The sequence below is a fragment of the Aurantibacillus circumpalustris genome, from assembly GCF_029625215.1.
In the GTDB taxonomy this organism is placed as follows: Bacteria; Bacteroidota; Bacteroidia; order B-17B0; family Aurantibacillaceae; genus Aurantibacillus; species Aurantibacillus circumpalustris.
Window position 1 is genome coordinate 871,590 of the sequence record NZ_CP121197.1, and the last position, 18,655, is coordinate 890,244.

Below are 18,655 nucleotides of genomic sequence, written 5' to 3' on the forward strand. Positions count from 1 at the left end.
TTAGTGTTTAATAAAAATGATGTCAATTAAAAATTCAAAACTAAACCGATGCCAATACTTGGTACCATCATAAAAAGTGCAATTGATATACGTTCTCGGATTCCGGGGCGAAAAAATATTTATAAGCAACAGGTTAAGCAATTGCATAAGCTTATTACAAAAGCGATGTTTACCGATTTTGGTACCCAATTTAAATTTAGTGAGTTATCTGTTCAAGAAGATCCGGTAAAGGCATTTCAAAAACTTGTTCCCTTGTATGATTATCAGAGCATCTTTGATACCTGGTGGCACCGCGCGCTTAAAGGCGAAAAAAACGTTTGTTGGCCCGGCAAAATCAATTATTTTGCTTTAAGCTCAGGGACTTCGGAATCATCAAGCAAACATATTCCTGTTACTAAGGCTATGATCAGGTCCATACAAAGAGGGACAATGAAACAAATTCTTTCTACCAAACATTTTAATTTTAAAAAATCACAGTTCGAAACCGAAGTGCTTTTTGTTGGCGGAAGTACAAACCTCAACTTTAACGGAACTTATTTCAGTGGCGATTTAAGCGGCATTACAACAGGCACTCAACCCCGTTGGTTTCAAAACTTCACATTACCAGGACCCAACATTCGCTCACTTGCTAATTGGGAAAATAAACTTCAAGAAATTGTAGATAACGCAAAGAAGTGGAATGTTGGTTTTATTTGCGGCGTTCCAGCTTGGATTCAAATTTTGTTTGAACGCATCATCAAACATTATGACCTTAAAACCATTCATGATATTTGGCCCAACCTTGTGATATTTGTTCATGGAGGCGTTGCCATTCATCCTTATAAAAAAAGTATAGATGCACTGTGTGGCAAACCATTAATATATCTTGATACCTATATGGCTTCTGAAGGCTTTTTGGCTTATCAAGAGCGTCCAAACGAACAGCAGGGCATGAAACTCATTACCGACAATAAAATGTTTTTTGAGTTTATTCCTTTTACTGAAGATAATTTTGACGGTGACGGTAACTTAAAACCCAATCCCCAAGTTTTAAATATTACTGAAGTTGAATTAGATAAAGACTATGCTGTTGTAATTAGTAATTGTGCAGGAGCTTGGCGATACGTAATAGGAGATACTGTAAGATTTACAGACTTAGCGCGTTGTGAAGTAATTGTAAGCGGAAGAACAAAACACTTTTTAAGTTTATGCGGAGAGCATTTGAGCGTTGACAATATGAATCAAGCAATAAAACTTGTTTCAGAAGAAATGAATATTCATATAAACGAATATTCGGTTGTTGGCGTTTCTCATGAGGGACTTTTTGCTCATCATTGGTATGTTGGTATTGATGGCAAGGTTGACGAGGAGCAACTAAAAGAAAAATTAGACGCGCATTTAAAAATATTAAATGATGACTACGCCGTAGAAAGAAAACACGCTTTAAAAGATGTTATAATTACAGTGCTTCCTAACCGGGCATTTATAGATTTTTTAGCGAGTAAAAATAAATTAGGTGGGCAAAGCAAATTTCCAAGGGTTTTAAAAGGAAAACACTTAAATGAATGGTTGGCCTTTTTAGAAAACGATAAAACACACAACTCTTGATTCTTAGTTTAATATCCCAGACTATTGTTATAGTTCTTTTACTGACCTTTTCGTTTGGACCTGCGTTTTTCGCGCTGATAAATACAGGCATTACCCATGGTTACAAAACAGGTTCATTATTAGCAGTAGGCGTTGTGGCCAGTGATTTTTTACTTTGCCTGCTGATGATTTTTCTAATTCACTTTGGTGCAAGCAATTTTATTCATGACGAAAAAAGCCAGCGTTTTATGGGAATTCTGGCGGGTATTGTGCTTATTGTTTTTGGTGCCCTTCATTTTAAAGAACCTATTCCCAAGAAAGACGATGTGATTGAAATTATCATTCCTTCCGCAAAAGCCATGATTATTAAAGGTTTTTTTCTCAACTGTCTTAACCCAGCGGTTTGGCTACTTTGGCTCGGCAATGTAACAGCGGTTAGTAAAACCTTAAATTATAATGTACTTACAATGATTCTTTATTTTAGTATTACTCTTGGCCTTGTGCTATTAGTAGAACTAGGGAAAGTTTCTGTTGCTGGTAAACTCAAACAAATACTCACTCCAAAAACAATGTATGTGATAAACGTTATAACGGGTGGTTTGCTGGTGATTTTTGGGCTTGTACTTATTTATAATCATTTTTTTGAAACGGTATGACAGAAGCAGATCTAGAAAAATTAAGGGTGAAACTCCTAGAAACAACTAGCTTTCCAAGCGTTTACATGTTTAAACTTATTGTGCCTAGCGAAAACAGAACTATTGCACTCGTTGAAAATTTGTTTGAAGCCGGTACTGATATTTTAACAAAGGAAAGCGATAAAGGAAAGTATACAAGTATTACAGCCAAACAAGTTGTAATTACCGTTGAAGAAATTATTGAGATCTATAGAAAAGCTGCGGCCATAAAGGGCGTGATGATGCTTTAATTACGAGAATGGATATTATACTCTCTTCAAATAAGTTAAAAGTTGTATTAAAATCTTTAGGTGCCGAAATTTGTAGCGTTAAAAACAAAGACGACTTGGAGTTTATGTGGCAGGCTAAAAAAGAATTTTGGCCACGACACGCGCCTGTTCTTTTCCCAATAGTGGGGCAGTTAAAAGAAGATACCTTTATTTTTGAAAACAAGCCTTATAAACTTTCAAAACATGGCTTCGCAAGAGATTGTGAATTTACGTTAGTTGAAAACAGCGGCACTACTTGTACTTTTCAATTGCAATCTGATCTAAAAACAAAAACCGTTTATCCTTTCGATTTTATTTTCGAAATTAAATACGAACTTGTTGAGTCCGTTTTGACAACAGACTATAAAGTAATTAACCCTTCTTCAGAACCCATATATTTTAGTGTTGGTGGACATCCTGCTTTTGCCTGTCCGTTGAATGATTCAGAAGTCTTTGAAGATTATTATTTTGAATTTGCGTCTAAGCAACTTGAGGTTACTGAGCTAAACAAAGGTTTAAGAAAAGAAACAAAACAGACCGTTAAACTAAAAGAAAACAAACTCTTTTTATCGGAAACACTTTTTGATAATGACGCGCTGATTTTTGAAAACAACCAGGTAAATAAAATATCCCTTTGCTCCAGTAAATCAACCCACAAAATTACCTTAGAATGCAAAAACTGGCCTTATTTTGGCGTTTGGTCAAAAGAACGTTGTAAAGAGTATGTTTGCATGGAGCCTTGGCATGGAATTGCTGATCTTGAAAGCTCTAATAAAAACTTAACTGAAAAAGAAGGTATTATTAAGCTAGAACCAGAAAAACAGTTCAACTGCAGCTTTTCGATCTCATTTGAGTAGATTTATGTTAATTTTCTCTATTTCAGAGGGTTAAAACTCTAATTAACTAAAGAAAATTTGTTATTTTTGCCCTCCTAAAAAATAACACTATGAATATTACAAAGCACGATATTGACACCTTAAATGCTGAAATAACTATTTCAGTAACACCTACCGATTACGAAACCCGTGTAAGTGAAGGTATAAAAAAAGTTCAAAGACAAGCTAATATGCCAGGCTTTAGACCAGGTAAAGTGCCAACTGGTCTTATTAAAAAACAATATGGAACGCAAATTTTAGTAGATGAGATTAACAAGCTATTAAATGACACTATTTATAAATACATTGAAGAAAACAAACTTGAAATCTTAGGTAATCCATTGCCAAAAGACCAAACTTCAGTTGACTTTAACAAGCAAACTGAATTTGAATTCGTTTATCAATTAGGTTTAGCTCCTGAATTCAATGTTAACCTAGACAATAAAAACACATTCACTTACAAAACAGTAAAAGTGGACGATGCGTTAATTGAAAAATATTTAAAAGACATTCGTCGTAATTATGGTAAACCAACAAGTCCAGAAGTTTCAGGTGAAAAAGATGTTGTGTTTGTTGATATTAATGAATTAGAAGGAGCTGGCGAGATTAAAGCTGGTGGAATTTTCAAAAGTACAAGTGTAAGTTACGAGCGTACTAAAAACGAAGCTGCAAAGGCAAAACTTTTAGGTCTTAAAAAAGAAGACAAAGTAGTAATAAACATTAACGATTTATATGAAACAGCTGTAGACAAAAGTGTTTCATTAGGAATTGACAAAGAATTGGCTGAGACTGTAAGTTGCAATTTGCAATTAACCGTTAAAAATATTTCTCGCATGGAAGATGCAGAACTGAACCAAGAGCTTTTTGATAAAGTTTATGGTGAAGGTAAAATTACGAACGAAGAAGAATTTAAAAATAAAATTCGTGAAGAGTTGAGTTTGATGTTTCAAGCGGATTCAGAAAAATTCTTAAGAACTGAAGTTGAAAATAAGTTGGTAGAAAAAACAAATTTACAATTGCCAGATTCTTTCTTAAAGCGTTGGTTAGCGGTAGCAAACGAAAAACCAATTACAGAAGAAGAAATTGAAAAAGATTATCCAAACTATTCTAAATCGATGCAGTGGCGTTTGATTGAGAATAAAATTATTAAAGACAATAGCATTCAAGTTACTCCTGATGAGGCGAAAGAAGAAGCTAAAAACTTTATTAAAAGTGAATATGCTCGTTACGGACAAGTTCCTACAGAAGAGGATTTAGAAAAAATTTCTAAAGACCTTTTGAGTAAAGAAAAAGAAGCGCAACGTATTTTTGAAAACCTTTACAGCAAAAAAGTTTTAGGTTTAATTAAAGAAAAATGTACGCTAGACACTAAAGAAGTGAGCTACGACGAGTTTTTTAAAAACTAAAATAAGTGTTTCAAATTAAAAGCCCGTTTCATAAATAATGAAACGGGCTTTTTTATTACTTAAAATTTCATCTAACGAAAGAGAACAAAAGACATTCCTGCTTCCAGATTAACAGTTGCCATAGGTTGTACAAATTCAGTATAAACAATTGCGCCTCTTGAATCCTTAATTAAAACATCTTTAAAGCTTGGTTTTGCTGTAAAAAAACTTAAACCGGCATGTAATGCAACTTTTTCAAATTTATATCTAATTCCCATTTTAATAACACCGGCCAAGGCGCTTGTTTTGCCAACACTTTGATTAACACTTATTGAAGAGCCCTTTTGTGAGGCTGATAAAACTATTTCCGGGCTTTCAAACCTTGGTCTTCCAACCAAAAGAGAAAAATCAAAAGAAGTATTATTATTAGCACTTATTGGTAAATTAAAATAAACGCCGCCAAAAAGGCCATTGTTTGTCCAGTCTGTTACTTTAACTGAAGTTGATACTCCTTGTGGGAAAATAGACGAGAGAGATTGCTCTAGTACGGCTTTATCAACAGTGTTTTTTTGATACCGATAATCTGCGCAAAAACCAAAGTATTTCGATAGTTTTAATATTAAAGCTGCATCTAAAATCAGCCCTATTTTGGCAAGCCCAGCTGTTTTGCTATTTTCGTTTTTACTTCCAAAATCGCCGATTGGAATTGCAAGACCTGCTGATACTTGTATTATCAATAGTTCGCTGCTTTTACTTGAAGTTAAATCTTTTGGTTTTCTTTTGGCGTTTTTTGTAGAGAAATACGTGTCAACTTCTGATTTTTTTATGATTGATCTGTTCCTTTGGGCCGTGCGGATGTAAACAATTGAAACACTGTCTTCGTCAACAATTCGGCAATATATTTTCGCGCCATCCTTTTTAACGATTATATCTTGTGCAAAACCATGAGTAAAGCAAAAAAAGAAAATAAATGTAAAAATTTGAGGGCAATAGTTTTTCATTGTTTTGGGACAAGCAAAAATATAATTTAATTCGTGTTAAATCAAAGCAGCTTATTTATTCTCTTACAAAAAAATATACTAATGACCTCTGCCTGTTTAACGAGCGTTATACAACCAACCACCTGGATCCATAGTTTTTTGGCCTTTCCAAATTTGAATGTTAATGGATGTTTTATCCTCTTCTTCATTATACATCACTGTTCCAATAACCTCTTTAACGCTTACTTTTTGTCCGGTTTTTACCGAAATATCTCCCAGGTTACAGTATACACTTAAGTATTCCCCGTGTCTGATAATAACTAGTTTTCCTCCTGTTGGCGAAACCGCAATACTAGTTACCTCACCTTCAAAAACGGCGCGTGCTTGTGTTCCCTTGGTCGCGCATATTTCAAGACCGTTATTAAACATCATAAAACCCTTAATAGCTGGATGCTCGTGCTCACCATAGGTTTCGCAAATAACACCCTTAGCAACCGGCCAAGGTAATTTGCCGCGGTTATTTGAAAAATCGGTGCTCAAGGCTTCGGCCTCTTCGCTAAGTTCTGGTACCGAAGGATTGTCAGGTTTTTCCCGTTTGGTTATTTTTTCCTCATCGTCATCTCGTTTGTCAGGTATAGATTTTGAAGGCTCCTCCTTCTTCTTTTTTGCTTCTCTTGCTTTTGCTTCTCTTGCCTTTTTAGCCGCAAGAGCCTTGGCGGCTTCGGCTTTGGCCGCTTCTTCCATTTTTCGTTTAATTTCTGCAGCGATTAATCGTTTGATTTCAAGTTGTAATTGAATCGCGTCTTCCTTTTTCTTTTCAAGTTCTGATTTTAATTCCTTTTCTTTTTTCTGTAACTCAGTTAACACCTGTTCTTGCTGTGTTTTTTCGCTACTCAACTGAACTTTCTGAACTTGTTCATTTCCTAATAATTTGTTCTTTTCGAGTTTTTGTTCTTTTAGTTCACTTAGTTTTGCTAGCAAAATGGTTTGCGTATTGATAATTTCAATGGCTTGTTTCCTTCTGAATTCAGAGTACTGCTGCATATATTTTAAACGCGAGTATGCTTGATTAAAACTTTCTGCGGCAAAAATGTACATCAACACACTGTATGCGTCCTGATTTCTTTGAGCAAACACAATCATTTGTGCGTATTCTTTTTTTAATTTTTCTAAACTCGCTTTAAGTAATTCACTTTCCGCTTCGTTTTTTCTAATATCTCTGTTTAATTGTTGAATTTGTAAATTAATAGTGTTGATAAGCTCTTGACGTTTTTCGAGCTTCATATTAATATTAACCAAGAAGCCTATCGAAGATTTTTTATTGGCTTTGGTTTCGTTGAGCATAGAGTTGATCTCTTTAATCTCATCGTTAATTTTACGCTTTTTGCTTTCTAAATCTTTTTTAGAATTCTTTGAGTTATGCTGCGAATAAGAAGGAGAAACAAATAGAATAGAACAAACAAGCATTGCAAGCAATGCCAGTTTATTTCTTTTGTATTTGAATTGGATCATATTTTGCCGGAATGTTTAAGGACAGCTTTTGTGGCGTGTTTTTCTCTATGCGAACATAGTCAATTTTTATGTTTGCTTTCTTCTGTGCTACTATATCAATATCAACATGGTATGGTGCATAAACACTGTCCTTTTGCTGAAATTTACTATAGTTAGCAATAAACTGCCTGTTAGTAGCGGGTTCAATAAACTCGTTTTTTAAAATTTTATAATTATCAGGATTTAGCGTAAGTGTTTGCAATGAGTTTTTTATGTCCGAAACACCCGCTTGAATCTTTCTTAGTTTTCGTTTTCTTTCTGTACTGAGTAAATAATGACAGTTTTGTTTATCGGTTACAGGCTTTAATTTAGATTCATCTTCTTGAAATTCTGCACTATTACCAAATAATACTGCTTGAAGCAATTCAAAATCAAGGTCAGCGTTAAGTAAATTGTTTATGTACACAAAATCTCCGGTAAAATATGTTTTTTGAATGTAGTTGACGAACTTTACAGAATCTTTTGTTATAAGCAATTTTGCAACCTGCAATCCCAACAAATAGTGAACTGAAACAAGCATGGCACTATCTCTTCGAATACTAACTTTAATGTCAAAACTTTCTTCTTTATCATCTACCAATGCTTCAACATTTGCTTTGGCGTAAACCCAGTCAAAAATAAATTCGTTTTCTTTTACATTCTTACTTAAAGTGCGTGCGCTTTTGTGATCAAGGCGACAGCGATTACTCAAACTGTCTTCTGAAATAGTAACTGGAGTTTCTGTTTTCAGAGTTTTCTTTTTGTTTTTACAAGATGTGATTGCAGCCATCAAGAGAGCTACGCAAATAATACTTGTATTATATCTTGTGATTAAACTAATCATTCAATTTCTTAGCTTTTATTTTATTTATCAAGCTCTCCGAATTACCACCATTTTGTTTTGCAGCGTCCCATTGCTTTAGCGCTTCAGTAATTTTATTTAACTTATACAGTACATCTCCGTAGTGCTCAAGTATAGTTGGGTTCTTTGGCCCCATGCTCGCCGCTTTAGATAAATACTGTTCTGCTTCGCCGAACTTTTTTTGTTGAAAAAGAATCCAGCCATACGTGTCTAGATAACTTCGGTTATTAGGTTGTAAATCATTGGCTCGCTTTGAAAATTTCTCAGCCTTATCCAGAAACTCTTTTCGTAAAGACAAATAGTAGGCGTAATTGTTTAATACATAAGTGTTATCCGCTTCAATCTTCAAGGCCTCCTCGAAATTGTTATCCGATTTTTCGTAATCTTTTAAATAAAAATTGGCATCGCCCAAAAGGCTAAGAAATTCAATGCGTTGTGAATTATCGCTTACAAATTCCATTCCGTCTTTTAAAACCTGAACCGCTTTTTTATACTCTTTCAATTCTGTATTAGCAATGCCGTTGTATTTATAATTAGAGGGTAGACTAGGGAAAATTTCAATAGCTTTCGCACTATGATGTTCTAGTGAATCGAATTGATGTAATTGGTAATCTGCGAAAAGTAAATTATCCCAAACTCTAAAATCACGCCGTTCGCCTATAGCCCCAGAATAATAATGAACTGACGCTTCTTTAATTTTGTTATCGAGCATTAAAAAATCTGCATACAGTGCATTTGCTTCAGTAGATTTTGGATGCACTTCCAACATAATAACCGAAAGTTCAACTCCTCTCTCAAAGGCCACTTTTTCACGGTTTTCTGCACGAACATAAAATGATCCGAGTATACTTGTTTTAGTTTCAATATCAAGATCAGGGTTTAGAAAAGCTTTTTTCAAATTCTCGTAAGCAAGCGCGTCTTCACCTTTTGCACTATAGTAATTATGAAGCGCGAGATGTATCTCAGGATTATTAGGTTCTACACTAAGTATTTTATCATACATGTTTTTAGCCTTGTCAAGATCATTTTGCTCTAAATAAAACTCTGCCAAATATCCATAAAAACGTACTTCAGAAGGATTTAAGTCAGATAATTTTTTTAGTTCGGTTTCTGCCTCATTATTTTTTTTCTGACTCTTTAATAATTTTACTTTATTTAAAGTTATTTGTTCGTTAATTCCATATGTTGTTTCGAGTTCATCATATATTTTATACGATTTATCGTAATAACCTAATATGGCATACTCAATAGCAAGGTCTTCCTTAAACTCGTTTTTTGTTGGAAATTTTTTTACCAGTGCCTCCCTAATTTTTACCGCTTGACTATATTGCTTTATCGCATTATAACAGTCCACTAACAACAATTGATACCATTCATTATTGGGATTGGCTGTTGCGCAAAATTTGGCATTCTCTAAAGCTTTTTGATCTGAACCTAACAGTTTATAAATGGTGCCAGCTTCATAATAAATTGCGGGATCTTTTGGTTCAATTTTTTTACACTCTTCAAAAAGTTTAAGTGCTTCTTGTAGATTTCCCTTTTTTCTTTGCAGGCAAGCCTCCACGTAAAGGTAACCCATACTAGCATAGCTGAGCTCTTTGCTTATATTTTCTTCTTTTGGATTAGGGATTTTGTTCGCGGATGTGTTTTTTTTACTCTTACACGAAAACACAGCTGCAAATGAAAAAAAGAGTGCAAGAGCAAATAAAATATTTGTTTTTGTTTTATACAATGAGTTGCGTGTAATCGCTAATACTTATATCTATTGATGTTCCAGTTACCTCAGCACCAATACCCAACATGCTGTTTGAAATATTAGCGTTTGTAATTTTAGTGTCTGTTTGAATAATGGAATTTTTTAAAATACTTCCTTTCACTTTACTGTTTGCTCCAATACTAGCGTGCGGACCAATTACTGAATCGTTCAATTCAACATTATCCCCAATAAAACAAGGTTCGATAATAATACTGTTTGTGTTTTTAATGTTTTTTCCTTTTAAATGCGCTTTGCCTTTATCGAATTCTAAAACGCGTTGGTTGGTGTAAACCGTTGCGTTTTTATTTCCGCAGTCTAACCATTCAGTAACCTGACCCGGTACAAATTTAGTGCCCTTTTGTTTCATATTCTCAAGAGCATTTGTTAATTGAAACTCGCCCTTTTCTTTAATATCATTATCTAATAAGTATTGTAATTCACTTTTCAGATAATCTCCATCTTTAAAATAATAGATTCCTATAATGGCTAAATCGCTTACAAAAGTCTCGGGTTTTTCCACAAAATCGGTAATTGCACCCTTGGCATCTAACTTCACCACTCCAAACTGACTAGGATCGTCTATTTTTTGAACCCAAATAACCCCTTCCTGCTCTGTATCCATTACAAAATCGGCCTTAAACAGTGTATCCGCAAAAGCCACCACTGTTTTTCCTTTAATAGCATCCTTAGCGCACATAATGGCATGAGCGGTACCCAGAGCTATATCCTGATAATAAATACTTCCTTTGGCGCCCTGACTCTCAGCTACTTTAATAAGATTTTGTTCTACTTCTGCTCCAAAATCAGGCCCAATAACAAAAGCTATTTCGTTAACTTTCTGGCCACAAACCTTGGTAATGTCTTCTACTAGACGTTGAACGATAGCCTTTCCTGCAACAGGAATTAATGGTTTAGCGGTTGTTAGTGTATGTGGGCGCATACGCTTACCTTTGCCCGCCATTGGAATGATAATCTGCATAAAATTTTATTGTCCCGCAAAAATAGCATAATTTAATGGATGTTTCCTTGCAAAATGACAGCTAAAAAGTACTTTATAGCCATTGTAATTCCTGAACCACTACGTTCGCAGATTGAGGCAATTAAACAAAATTTATTCGCTGAACATGGTTTAAAGGGAGCCCTGAGAAGTCCTTCGCACATTACGCTACACAGACCATTTGAGTGGAAAGAAGAAAAAGAGTATATGTTAATTGAAAAAATTTCGGATTTTAAATTTGGCGCAACATTTTCAATTTCTCTTAAAGATTTTGCAGCATTTGAGCCTAGAGTAATTTATGTTAATGTTTTAAAAAATGGAGTCCTAGAAGAGCTTCATCAAAAATTGAAAGCCTTTGCACAAAAAGAACTTCAATTACTGAATGAAATTAATGACTTAAGGGGTTTTCATCCTCATATTACCGTTGCTTTTAGAGATTTAAAAAAACCGAAGTTTTATGAATTACAAAAGGAGTTTGAATCAAAACGACTTGTAGGTAATTTTGAATATGCCGGTTTTAGTTTATTGAAATTGGAGAAGAAGTGGGAGGTTTTAAAAGATTTTTAAATCAATCCTCGTACATTAAACTCTTCTATTGAAAAATTTCATCCTGTCGATATTTAAAACCATTCTAATTAAGCAAACTGTTTCATATCTAATAATGTATCAAGCTGTTATAGCGAATACTGACCTATATTTGGATAAAAACAAAACTTGGTTCTAATTGTTTTGCTTAATACATTTGCCATGCACATTTCACGCAATATTAAGTCAAAAGCATTATGAGTAAAAAATCAGGTTTTCTATCTTCTTCAATTGGGAAAAAGGTAATTATGGGCGCAACTGGCCTATTTTTAATATCCTTTCTAGTTATTCACTGTTTCCTTAACTCGCTCATTTTTGTAAATGACAGTGGGGCACTCTTCAACGAAGGAGCTCATTTTATGGCCACCAACTGGATTATTAGAGCTATGGAGGTCGTTTTAATGTTAGGAATTATCCTACACATTGTTCAAGCTTTAGTTCTAACACTTGAGAATAAAAAAGCAAGGCCTATTGGATATGCCAAAGTAAATGGTTCAGCGAACTCTAGCTGGTATAGCCGCTCAATGGGTCTTTTAGGGACATTACTTTTGATCTTCCTTATCATTCACTTAGCACATTTTTGGGTGAAGTCACGTTTCACTGGTTTGCCAATTGACGACAACACTGGTCATGACAACCTATACATTGTTATGCAAGAAACGTTTAAGTATGCATGGGTTGTTGCTGTTTATTGTCTCGCAATGATTTCTTTAGCTTATCACTTAATGCATGGTTTTCAATCGGCGTTTCAAACTTTAGGCTTAAATCATAAAAAATACACTCCGCTTATCAAATCGGTTGGCATGTGGTTTTCCATCATCATTCCAATCATTTTTGCTGCCATGCCAATAACAATGCATTTCGGGTTAATAAAATAAACTAAAAATAAAATTAGTGCTTAGAGCTTAACTCTAAGCACTAATCACTAAACACTAAGATATATGGCTTCATCACCAAAATTAAATTCAAAAATACCTGAAGGAACTATTGAGAACAAATGGACAAAATACCGTTCTACTGTTCACTTAGTAAATCCTGCAAACAAACGTAGCCTCGAGGTAATTGTTGTTGGTTCAGGATTAGCGGGAGCTTCGGCCGCTGCTACCTTGGCCGAAATGGGATATAAAGTAAAAGTGCTTTGTTTTCAGGATTCGCCTCGTCGTGCGCACAGTATTGCGGCGCAAGGTGGAGTAAATGCAGCAAAAAATTATCAAAACGATGGCGACAGTGTTTACCGTTTGTTTTATGATACCATCAAAGGTGGTGATTACAGAGCTCGCGAAGCTAACGTTCACCGTCTTGCCGAAGTTTCTGGAAATATTATTGATCAATGTGTTGCCCAAGGTGTTCCTTTTGCGCGTGAATACGGCGGAACTTTAAGTAACCGTTCTTTTGGTGGAACACAGGTTCAACGTACGTTTTATGCAGCCGGACAAACTGGTCAGCAATTATTATTAGGCGCTTACAGTGCTTTGCAACGTCAGGTTGGAATGGGTGCGGTTCAATTATTGGCTCGTCATGAAATGATGGATGTTGTGAACATCGACGGTAAATGCCGCGGTATTATTGCCCGTGATTTAGTTACCGGAAAATTAGAGCGTCATTTTGGTCACGCGGTTCTGTTGTGCACTGGTGGATATGGTAACGTGTTTTATTTATCTACCAACGCCATGGGAAGTAATGTGACTGCGGCTTGGAAAGCACACAAAAAAGGTGCGTTTTTCGGAAATCCTTGTTACACGCAAATTCACCCAACGTGTATTCCAGTATCAGGAGATCATCAATCAAAATTAACTTTGATGTCTGAGTCGTTGCGTAACGACGGTAGAATTTGGGTTCCTAAAAAACAAGGCGATACCCGCAAAGCAACTGATATTCCTGAAGAAGAAAGAGATTATTATTTAGAACGCAGATACCCTGCCTTTGGTAATCTAGTGCCGCGTGACGTTGCCAGTCGTGCAGCTAAAGAACGTTGCGATGCTGGTTACGGTGTAGGTACGAGTAAAATGGCTGTATACCTGGATTTTGCGGCCAACACAGAGCGTTACGGAAAAATTGAAGCAAACAAATTAAACCTTCACAATCCGAGTAAAGCAGAAATTATGCGTTTGGGAAAAGATGTGGTGAAAGAAAAATACGGTAACTTATTTGATATGTACGCGCAGATCACTGGTGAGAATCCTTACGAAGTGCCTATGCGTATTTATCCTGCGGTTCACTATACGATGGGTGGACTTTGGGTAGATTATAATTTAATGACCACTGTGCCGGGCTTATATGCTATGGGCGAAGCGAACTTCAGCGATCACGGCGCTAACCGTTTGGGAGCATCAGCATTGATGCAAGGATTAGCTGATGGTTACTTCGTAATTCCGTATACCATTGGAGATTATTTATCTGAAGAAATTCGCACCAAGGCTATTCCAACAGATAACGAAGCTTTTGTGAAAGCTGAAGCTGAGGTTCAAGAACGTATTAGTAAACTGATGAACATAAAAGGGACTAAGTCGGTTGACAATTTCCACAAACGTTTAGGAAAAATTATGTGGGATAAGTGTGGAATGGCTCGTAACAAAGAAGGTTTAACTTCTGCGATATCAGAAATTCAACAATTAAAAGCGGAATTCTGGAAAGACGTTCGTGTTCCGGGTGAAGCCAATGAATTTAATCCTGAATTAGAAAAAGCGCATCGTGTTGCAGATTTTATTGAACTTGGAGAATTAATGTGTAAAGATGCTTTAAATCGTAACGAAAGTTGTGGAGGTCACTTCCGCGAAGAATACCAGACTCCAGACGGTGAGGCTTTACGTGATGATGACAACTTCGCCTACGTTGCTGCTTGGGAATACAAAGGCGACAGCAATTTCGAATTACACAAAGAAGAATTAACATTCGAGAATATTAAATTAGCACAAAGGAATTACGCTTAGGTTAGAAGTTAGGCGTTATAGGTTAAAAGTGACTTTGTAATGGCAAGTTTTACTTCTTTTGAAGAATTAGAGTGTTGGAAAGAGGCGGTTGTATTAAGAAAACAAATACGAATAAAAATACGTTCTTTTCAAGTTGAAGAAAAATACAAACTAATTGATCAGTTAAAAAGGGCTACACGTTCCGTGACAGCAAATATTGCCGAAGGTTTTGGGCGGTATCATTCTCAGGAAAACTCCCAATTTTGCAGACACTCGAGAGGTTCTTTGCATGAAATAATTGACCATTTAATTGTTGCCAACGAAGAGGGCTATTTAACTGACAATGAACTAAATGAATTAAAACAACAAACCCTTAAATGCATTGCAATTTTGAACGGATATATTAATTACTTACAAAAAGCAAAAATTAATACTACCAAAACGAATAACAAATAATTTTAACGATTAACACATTATAGACTAAAGCATAAGATTATGAGCCACGGAAATATGAATCTCACTTTAAAAGTGTGGAAACAAAAAAATAAAAACGAAAAAGGTCGTTTTGAAACTTATGATGCTAAAGGTATTTCGCCTGACATGAGTTTTTTAGAAATGTTTGACGTTGTTAACGAACAATTAATTAGCAGTGGTAAAGAACCCATTGCTTTTGATCACGATTGCCGCGAAGGTATTTGTGGGATGTGTAGCATGTACATCAATGGTCGCCCTCATGGACCCAAAGATGGTGTTACCACTTGCCAGTTGCACATGCGAAGCTTTAAAGATGGCGATACCATTGTGGTAGAACCATGGAGAAGTGCAGCGTTTCCAGTAATTAAAGATTTAGCTGTTGACCGTTCATCGTTTGATCGCATCATGGCTTCAGGAGGATTTGTTTCTGTAAACACAGGTAATGCAAAAGACGCTAACAATATTTTAATTAACAAAGACGATGCTGACACTGCTTTTAACGCAGCGGCTTGCATTGGTTGTGGTGCCTGCGTGGCAGCTTGTAAAAATTCAAGTGCTATGTTGTTTGTTTCTGCAAAAGTTTCTCAATTAGCCTTGTTACCGCAAGGAGCTATTGAAAAAAGAGACCGTGTGTTAAACATGGTAAAACAAATGGACGATGAAGGTTTTGGAAATTGTACAAATACTGGTGCTTGCGAGGCAGAATGCCCGAAGAGTATTTCTCTGGAAAACATTGCTCGTATGAACCGCGAATATTTAGGTGCTAGCTTAACCTAGGGGTTTTATTTTTGAGATGAGTGAACCGTTCTTCGCAAGAGGAGCGGTTTTTTTGTTTCTTCTTAGCTCAATAAAAGCCCGTGTAACAGAAGTTCACGGGCTTTCGATTTAAAAAGAGGTTGTTTATTTACTAACCACAATTTTCTGACTAATGTTTACTTCGCCGTTTTGTCCAACCACAAAATAAATTCCATTCGCTAAATCAAAAACAGATACTTTATAATCGTTTTGAGCAGAAAGTTTTATCGTCCTGACCTCCTGTCCTAATTCATTTATTAATTTAAGATCAAGGTTTGAGTCGGCAATTATGCTAAACGAACCATTACTAGGATTCGGGTATACTAAGAGCTTTTTATTTACTCTAGTTAACTCTCCTATGCCATTGCAAGAGCTTACCGAAATTTGCTTGAAACTACTCATTTCACAACCATTAGCATCCACTCCGATTAACGAATAGGTGGTGGTGTTTTGTGGATTTACGCTAATTGTGTTGGTTGTTAGCGAATTACTCCAGATATAAGTTACAGCGCCCGTAGCGGTTAAAACAATTGGCGCATCTGATTTACACACCGTTGTTTTTGTTGTCACAATGGCCACGTTGGGGTTCTCAAATACTGTGATTAAAACCTCAGCGGAACTTTTACAACTTAAACCAGGGGTGTTAGTTGTAGCTGTGACACTGTAATTTGTGGTTATAGTTGGAGTAACAAAAGCAACCCCGTTAATTGAAATAAAACCAGTCCATGTATAAGTATTTGCCCCAGTGGCCGTTAATGTTGTGCTGCCACCTTGACAAATAGCAGTTGTGACCGCAGATGCCGCAACACTTGCCGTTAATACATTAATTGTAATTGTTTTAGTATTTGAACATCCGTTTGTATAAGTGCCGACTACTGTATAATTAGTTGTTACTGGGGGGTTAACAAGATTTGTTGAAGTAGAAGGTCCGTTTGTCCAATTATAACTATCAGCACCAATAGCTGTGAGCACTGCGGCATCCCCTGAACATACAATTAATTTATCAGTAGATACTACAACTGTTGGCGATATTTCGGTTAAAATAATTTGGCTGGCTTGAGATGTACAGTTAAGTGAATTAGTTCCAATAACCTGATAGGCAGTGGCTGTAGTTGGATTATCGGAAAACGTAGCGCCGCTCACATTACCTTGACTCCATGTGTACGACATGGCTCCACTTGCTGTCATAGTAACCAAGGCTCCTTCGCAAACCGTTGGGCTGCTTGCTGTAATAGTAATGGTTGGTGTTGGATTAGTGTTTACTGCAACTGTAGCCGTTCCAAAACAAGTTCCATCTGATGCAGATACTGTATAAATTGTGTTGGCTAATGGTGATACAACAGCTGGATTTATTGGAATTCCACCGGGCATCCAAGTATAGCCGCTCACAGAAGACGCTGCTGTTAAAGTCGCTGTAGTTCCTACGCAAACTGTTGCTTGAGATGCGCTCGCCGTTACCACCAAAGGGGCGATTGTTATCGCAGTGGTTGAGGTACTAACGCCACAGCCGTTTCCTCCAGCCACAGTATATGTGGCAGTTGCAGATGGCATAAATGATTGTCCGTTGGTTACTGGAACCGAACCTCCAGTCCATGTGTAAGATAATGCTCCGCCCGCTGTTAAAATAGCACTTTGACCTAAACAAATAGTATTAGGTGTATTGGTAATAGTAAGTGCTGGTAAGCCTGAACTAACAAGAACCGTAATGCTTTTTGAAGCCATACAATTAGAAGGCGACATTGCCGTTAAAGCATACACCGTATTTGTAGTAGGAGAAACTACGATAACAGAACTGGTAGTGTTACCTGTACTCCATGAATAATTGCTGATTGCGTTTGTTGTTAGCGTAAGGCTTTGGCCTGAACAAATTAATGGAGCTGTACTGTTTGTACCTGAAGCTGTTAAATTAATGCTACATAACTCTGTTATATGCACCCTCCCGTTTCCTGTAACATCAGGATTAGTAACAAAACCCGTTTGACCAAACATGATAGTTGCACCACTAGTTACACCGCCAATGTAAGAAGAGCCGCCGCCGCCTGCACCTCCATCACCACGACCACCGCCGCCACCATAATAGCCCGCACCACCACCACCGGCATGGTCGTTTATACCAGTAAGAGTACAGCCACCGCCACCGCCATTCCATCCACCTGTACCACCATTGCCACCACCGCCACCGGCACCGTGCATTATTCCTGCTGTACCAGTATTTGCCGCGCCACCACCATATCCATATCCACCGGGAGTTCCTACTCCATAACTGCCTGCTGTTGCAGACCCTCCCGTGGTTTGTGATCCGCCAGTAGCTGCTGATCCTCCCGTAACACCAGTGCCATCTATAGCAGTGCCGCCGGTTAAGCCACCACCGTCACCACCAGTGCTATTTTCATTGGTTGTACCACCTGAAGTGCTACCACCTCCTCCACCAGCTGCAATTATAACTGTAGTTGTTATTGCTATATCTGACATACCGCCACCGCCGCTACCAACCTGAGCGGCGCCTGAAGCATTACCCCCATGCCCGCCCACATATATGCTAAATGTTGTTGTTGACGGATTCACATAAACTCCCCTACTATAACCGCCTTTTCCGCCTAATATTAAATTTGTTCCATTAGTCGCGCTACCACCATCAGCACCCCAGCACTCTATTGAATAGTTACCTGCTGGGAGGCCTATGGTTTGTACGCTTCCAGTATAACTGAAAGTGTAGGTTGTTTGTGAGTATGCTGTACCAGAAAATACAGTCAATGCCAAGACGAGCAATCCTTGCTTTACGCTTGATAGTAATTTGTAAATTTTTCTTTTCATATTGCGTGTTTTTAATGTGTATGCGTTATTATTTTATAATTCACACTGGTTCAACCCCTTAATCCGCACATTCGATCCTGTAGGCCAACTCAGACGAAAGCGTTGGACTTTGGCCCCAAAAGTTTCGTTTAAGCCTAACAATAAAGCGAGAATAATTGCAGGTTTAAAAAACTTATTTGACGAT

The 18,655-nt window shown here is 36.8% G+C and carries 16 protein-coding genes; 10 read left to right on the forward strand and 6 right to left on the reverse strand.

Annotated features, from left to right (window positions below; all coding sequences use genetic code 11):
• Window positions 1-48 precede the first annotated feature (48 nt).
• The 5 genes from P2086_RS03620 to tig all read left to right on the forward strand — a co-directional run bounded on the left by P2086_RS03620 (window position 49) and on the right by tig (window position 4,790).
• Complete coding sequence (locus P2086_RS03620) at window positions 49-1,587, forward strand: GH3 family acyl-acid amido synthetase (protein WP_317899072.1); 1,539 nt, start codon at window positions 49-51, stop codon at window positions 1,585-1,587.
• Window positions 1,584-2,222 carry a LysE family translocator gene (locus P2086_RS03625; RefSeq protein ID WP_317899073.1) on the forward strand — a complete coding sequence of 213 codons (639 nt, stop codon included), beginning with the start codon at window positions 1,584-1,586 and terminating at the stop codon, window positions 2,220-2,222. The genes P2086_RS03620 and P2086_RS03625 overlap by 4 nt, the downstream gene beginning before the upstream one ends.
• Complete coding sequence (locus P2086_RS03630; RefSeq protein ID WP_317899074.1) at window positions 2,219-2,491, forward strand: DUF493 family protein; 273 nt, start codon at window positions 2,219-2,221, stop codon at window positions 2,489-2,491. Before P2086_RS03625 ends, P2086_RS03630 begins: the two co-directional genes overlap by 4 nt.
• Before the next feature lie 8 nt (window positions 2,492-2,499).
• Window positions 2,500-3,366 (forward strand): aldose 1-epimerase family protein, encoded by an 867-nt coding sequence (locus P2086_RS03635; protein ID WP_317899075.1) that lies wholly within the window; start codon window positions 2,500-2,502, stop codon window positions 3,364-3,366.
• A gap of 89 nt (window positions 3,367-3,455) precedes the next feature.
• Window positions 3,456-4,790, forward strand: coding sequence for a trigger factor (gene tig / locus P2086_RS03640; RefSeq protein WP_317899076.1), 1,335 nt, complete (start codon window positions 3,456-3,458; stop codon window positions 4,788-4,790).
• 71 nt (window positions 4,791-4,861) lie between these two features.
• Here the strand turns inward: tig and P2086_RS03645 are convergent, their stop codons facing one another.
• The 5 genes from P2086_RS03645 to P2086_RS03665 form a co-directional block, all read right to left on the reverse strand.
• Entirely contained in the window at window positions 4,862-5,770 is a 909-nt protein-coding gene (locus tag P2086_RS03645) for a hypothetical protein (RefSeq protein ID WP_317899077.1), read from the reverse strand.
• Between the two features lie 96 nt (window positions 5,771-5,866).
• Entirely contained in the window at window positions 5,867-7,261 is a 1,395-nt protein-coding gene (locus P2086_RS03650) for a murein hydrolase activator EnvC family protein (RefSeq protein ID WP_317899078.1), read from the reverse strand.
• Window positions 7,233-8,123, reverse strand: coding sequence for a lipoprotein insertase outer membrane protein LolB1 (gene lolB1 / locus P2086_RS03655; RefSeq protein ID WP_317899079.1), 891 nt, complete (start codon window positions 8,121-8,123; stop codon window positions 7,233-7,235). Before lolB1 ends, P2086_RS03650 begins: the two co-directional genes overlap by 29 nt.
• Entirely contained in the window at window positions 8,116-9,873 is a 1,758-nt protein-coding gene (locus P2086_RS03660; protein WP_317899080.1) for a tetratricopeptide repeat protein, read from the reverse strand. The genes lolB1 and P2086_RS03660 overlap by 8 nt, the downstream gene beginning before the upstream one ends.
• The gene (locus P2086_RS03665) at window positions 9,866-10,876 is read right to left on the reverse strand and encodes a sugar phosphate nucleotidyltransferase (protein WP_317899081.1); all 1,011 of its coding nucleotides are present in this window, start codon (window positions 10,874-10,876) and stop codon (window positions 9,866-9,868) included. The genes P2086_RS03660 and P2086_RS03665 overlap by 8 nt, the downstream gene beginning before the upstream one ends.
• Before the next feature lie 54 nt (window positions 10,877-10,930).
• Here P2086_RS03665 and P2086_RS03670 point away from each other — a divergent pair, with 54 nt between their 5' ends.
• The 5 genes from P2086_RS03670 (at window position 10,931) to P2086_RS03690 (ending at window position 15,639) form a co-directional block, all read left to right on the forward strand.
• Complete coding sequence (locus P2086_RS03670; protein ID WP_317899082.1) at window positions 10,931-11,461, forward strand: 2'-5' RNA ligase family protein; 531 nt, start codon at window positions 10,931-10,933, stop codon at window positions 11,459-11,461.
• Between the two features lie 215 nt (window positions 11,462-11,676).
• Window positions 11,677-12,357, forward strand: a complete 681-nt coding sequence (locus P2086_RS03675) for a succinate dehydrogenase cytochrome b subunit (RefSeq protein ID WP_317899083.1) — start codon at window positions 11,677-11,679, stop codon at window positions 12,355-12,357.
• 63 nt (window positions 12,358-12,420) lie between these two features.
• Entirely contained in the window at window positions 12,421-14,409 is a 1,989-nt protein-coding gene (locus tag P2086_RS03680) for a fumarate reductase/succinate dehydrogenase flavoprotein subunit (protein WP_317899084.1), read from the forward strand.
• A gap of 39 nt (window positions 14,410-14,448) precedes the next feature.
• Window positions 14,449-14,844 (forward strand): four helix bundle protein, encoded by a 396-nt coding sequence (locus tag P2086_RS03685; protein WP_317899085.1) that lies wholly within the window; start codon window positions 14,449-14,451, stop codon window positions 14,842-14,844.
• A gap of 39 nt (window positions 14,845-14,883) precedes the next feature.
• The gene (locus P2086_RS03690) at window positions 14,884-15,639 is read left to right on the forward strand and encodes a succinate dehydrogenase/fumarate reductase iron-sulfur subunit (RefSeq protein WP_317899086.1); all 756 of its coding nucleotides are present in this window, start codon (window positions 14,884-14,886) and stop codon (window positions 15,637-15,639) included.
• Window positions 15,640-15,762: 123 nt separating this feature from the next.
• Here P2086_RS03690 and P2086_RS03695 read toward each other — a convergent pair whose 3' ends face one another.
• The gene (locus P2086_RS03695; protein ID WP_317899087.1) at window positions 15,763-18,471 is read right to left on the reverse strand and encodes a T9SS type A sorting domain-containing protein; all 2,709 of its coding nucleotides are present in this window, start codon (window positions 18,469-18,471) and stop codon (window positions 15,763-15,765) included.
• Window positions 18,472-18,655: the final 184 nt, after the last annotated feature.